Annotated in this window: 3 protein-coding genes; all 3 read right to left on the reverse strand. The window is 42.5% G+C overall.

The window, feature by feature from the left end; genetic code table 11:
- Window positions 1-187: 187 nt before the first annotated feature.
- Window positions 188-1846, reverse strand: coding sequence for a hypothetical protein (locus tag D0T60_RS18285; protein ID WP_163219889.1), 1659 nt, complete (start codon window positions 1844-1846; stop codon window positions 188-190).
- Between the two features lie 45 nt (window positions 1847-1891).
- A complete protein-coding gene (locus D0T60_RS18290; RefSeq protein ID WP_163219891.1) occupies window positions 1892-3454 on the reverse strand; it encodes a hypothetical protein in 1563 nt (520 codons plus the stop codon).
- A gap of 86 nt (window positions 3455-3540) precedes the next feature.
- Window positions 3541-4140 carry a DUF3575 domain-containing protein gene (locus tag D0T60_RS18295; protein ID WP_163219893.1) on the reverse strand — a complete coding sequence of 200 codons (600 nt, stop codon included), beginning with the start codon at window positions 4138-4140 and terminating at the stop codon, window positions 3541-3543.
- Between the last annotated feature and the right edge of the window lie 102 nt (window positions 4141-4242).

Below are 4242 nucleotides of genomic sequence, written 5' to 3' on the forward strand. Positions count from 1 at the left end.
ATCTTTGTCGCTACATGCTGTAAACCCTGCCATCATAGCAGCCATTACAAGCATACTTACATACTTAAATTTAAATTTCATTGTTTAAAATAATTAGTTAATAAATAAATGGTTTCAAACCTTTTTCAATTCTCATTTCTTGTTATATATCAATAGATATGTTTGTGTGTTGTATTATTGTCCATTGTCAATTGCTCATTGTCAATTGTTCCAACTCCTGTTTCAACCCTCGTTTCTCTACCAGGTTAGCAATCTCCGAATCACGATTGATTCTGAATAGTTTATCTCCATCGGCTTTCACTGCATCACGAAGCATCTGAACAGCACCACCCTCGTCTTTCATCCTACAGCAAATGATGGCAGCCAGGTAGTAAACATTACCATTGGCAGGTAAAGAAGTTAGAATCTTCCAGGCCTTCTGATTATCACCCAGACAGGTTAGTGTAAGGGCCGTGTTATAGTCTTTATATGGACTAAGGATATTCAATGCACGGCTGTACTCCCGATCTCGCAACAACTGAAGACCCAAAGTGTAGTCCTTACGTTGCTCTTCGGTAAAGTCGGCATTGACTAGTAATTTGCCATCGGCCAACTCGTCCAAAGAAGAGATCAGGAATGTTAGTGTATCTAATGGAGCAATGGGGAAACCGCTACGGTCGGTAGCTGTGATCTGACCTTTCAGCGTAACAGCCAGGTTGCGAAGGTTTCTTGTTACCGGGTACTCCTGGGTATAACGGTAGGTAAAGTTGTTTCCTTCGGGAAGTACTATATCATAGCGGGTGTTCTCTTTATAAGGAGAAGGAACCAGCAGCTTGAACATTTCTTTCTTACGGGCGGCACGCTCTTCATTCAAGGCAATTTCTCTTCCTAAAAGGTTCTCGGAGGCCAATCGGATAGAATCTTGTTCGTGAGGCAATAAAGCCTGAACTTCCTCGGGACGAAGGCTTTGCAAATAAGCACTGCGGAATTTAGCAGGCACAGAGTTCAAAGAGATTGTGCGCTTTTCAGGAACTTTGGCTTCCAAACGTTTTTTGATCTTTTCGTAAGTACGATTCAAACGAACGGTATCCTTATTGGAGCCCAGACGACGACGCAATTCGAACTCATATTGCTTGCGGGCTTTAGTCAAAGCCTGTTCATGCAAATAACGCTGATTGGCATTGTATTCGCTATTGCGCATTTCTTCTTCAGCCTGCCATTGCTCATAAGAAGCGGCATACTTAAAACGATTCTGAAAATCGTTTAAACCGGCTTTCCGGCGTTCTTTCAATTCACGATCTACTGTTTTCCGATCCACAAAAGTGGTATTGTAAGCAGAAGAGTCAACTAATGAAGCCAAATACTCTTCATAACGGGCATAATCTTCTTTTTGCTTCTTAACGAAGTTCTTTCCACGAAGCACCACCTCTTCAAGAGCTACCAAAGAGTCGGTAAGTTGAAGTTCGGGCATCAGGCTCACCTGATAATCGTCCGAGATAAACTGCTTGGGAACATGAATCACAAAGTCGACAGCTACATAACCCTCACGAACGCTTGTGAAACGGGTACGAGAGGTTACTTTTACCTCGGGAAGCACATAAACACGACTTGTATCCAAACGTTCGTCGGTATTTTGAATGGTAGGTTCATCATTCTCCGGCAAGGCTACCTGAGTGTAGTTTACCTGCTCGCTCAAGACTGCACCCCCTGCCTTGCCACCACCCGGATGGGCTATGGAAACGCGCGAAGTCTCTAAGAAAAGACGCTCGGTGAGCAGGCGTTTCGGACGGGAAGTACCACAAGAGTAAAGAAAGGCTCCCAACAATACAAGACCCAAAAACGGAGTGATTTTTCGTGTAATATTCATTTTATATCTTTCAGAATCTGTTTATCAAAAACTATTTATGTTTGATTATTGTCTGTTGCGTTTGGCTTGTTTCTCGGTGTCTTCGAGTTTCTTATTCAACTCTTCCTGGTTATGAGTAGCTTCCTGAACACCGGCCGAAGAGGCTTGTTTCAAATATGCTTCTGCCTGTTCATACTCTTCAAGAGCTAAGTTCACTACACCCAGGTTGTTCCAAGCACTGGGAAGATTGCCGGCACGCTCCAATAAACGGCGGGCACTCTGGTATTCTTTGTTACGGATTAATAAGGCAGCAGCATTACTATTAGCTATAGGGTCGTTAGGGTAGTAGCGGGGAATCAGTTCCATAATAATATCTCGATACTCTTTACTTTCTTTACCATAATCCTCGGCTACCTTGTACATTTCCAATTGAGAAAGGTGTTCGGGAGAACGCTTGATTACTTCTTTGGCTTCGGTAAGGGTATAGTTTCTTACAGAGTAATCTACACGGTATTCTACGCGACGCAGATCCGGGTAAAGTTCCAACAACATTTTTTTATAGGGAATACCTTTGTTTACACGTTTCAGGCGGAGTTCACGAGCATCGGGAGCTTCGTCATTTGTGATGATAGCCAAAAGATCGGCTTTAGGTTCCAAATTGCTTTCCTCTACAAGTGTCTTTAATCCATTCCAGTCTTCGGCAGTATTCTTTACCGTAAAGAGAGCATCGGGAAAAGCGTAACGATCACGGATATATTCTTTCAGAGCTAAAGCACGATTGTAAGAAAGCTTATCATTGGATTTATAGCTGCCTTCGGGAGAAGCGAAACCTTCAATAGTCATACCAGTGATCTGAATATCTGGATCGTCGGCAATACCGGAGATGGCATCGTTGATCTTAGTTAATTCTACAGGGTTTCTACGGAACTCAGGAAGAATTACCGAACGTCCCACCTGAAAATCGAGGAATGCACTACCCTGACGGTTACGGGTCTTGACTTCACCCTCGGGTTCAACCATTGAGACTAACGGATTCACTTCATAAGGAATACGTGGAGATAGTTCAACACGATTAGCCAAACTGTACACATACAAACGACTTTCGCCACGGCAACCGATAATTTCTTGTTTTAGAGAAAAGCGACTGTTATCCATCCACTCTTCATAAGGAACACAGATGGAATAGGTGAACATTTCATTGGTATATTTGTCTGCATTAATTTGAAAACGGGGAGCTTCATAGTGAGACAACCACTCATCACTGGTGATGGTAAACCAACGATGGTTCAGATTGGCACGGGCACGACCCGTTAACTGAATATAAGGAAGTGAAAGCTGAGGACCGCCACCATCTACACTAATCTGAGGTTCGAAAATTACCGATCCGCAATTGGGAGAAGCTTTTGAGTCGACACGAATATCAAAACTTATATAAAGACTATCGCCGACTTCACGGAACTCACGACCTTCCACAAAAGCAAGGCCTTTATAATTCTGTGCAACAGCCTCTCCCCAACCCTCTCCCAAGGAGAGGGAGAAAAGAAAGAAAAGACAGCCTCGCCACAGCCCTCTCCCCAAAAGAGGGAGATGAGAGAATGATTGACTAATAAAAGTATATATTGTTTTCATGAAATACTGAATTATATGTTGTAAAATAAAATTTTAATATATTCCCCCTCCCTCTCTCCTTGGGAGAGGACCGGGGAGAGGCTTTATTATTTCAGGATATATACGAAACTAACCGTAGCACGCGTGGGACCGATGTAATGCTTATTCTTTGTCTTCTCAAAGTCGCCACATTCACCGAAAATGTAACGGTCATAATCAATATACAGATAACCCAGACCGATAGAAGCCTCTATATTCCAACGGGGAGAAAGGTACCACTGATAACCGTAGCTAAAGCCTCCACCATAAAGTTGACCTTCGTAACGGTGTTCCTTCAGAGAACCCAGTCGCAAACCACTCATATTGAAGAAAGACCAAGTAGGATGGAACCCCCAGAAGTGACCATAGAAAGGTTCGCAAAGCCAGATACGAAATTCGGGCTGAACAAGAAGGTGTTTAAACTTTTTCTCGTTGAAGTTCCAAGGATTATAACTAACATCTACATCCAGACTATAGCGTTTGGAAATACGGTATTCAACACCTACATTTAAACTCAAAGTAGCATCCAACAACGTATTGTTCTTAAAACCCCAACGGGGAAGAGCTGTGCCATACTTGTGAGGAACATCATAACGAGTACCCAAAACCTGACTATAGGAGAACAGGCTAAAGATGCTGGCAAAGAATAGTAATAGAATTGATTTCATATATTCTAAATATCTATTAAAATAGGATTTGGCTTCAGTGAGAAATATCAATGTCCGTCTCTGGGAAAGAGATGGACACAAAAAACAAAAGAAGAAAGCATT

The sequence above is a fragment of the Bacteroides sp. 224 genome, from assembly GCF_010500995.1.
Classification (GTDB): domain Bacteria; phylum Bacteroidota; class Bacteroidia; order Bacteroidales; family Bacteroidaceae; genus Bacteroides.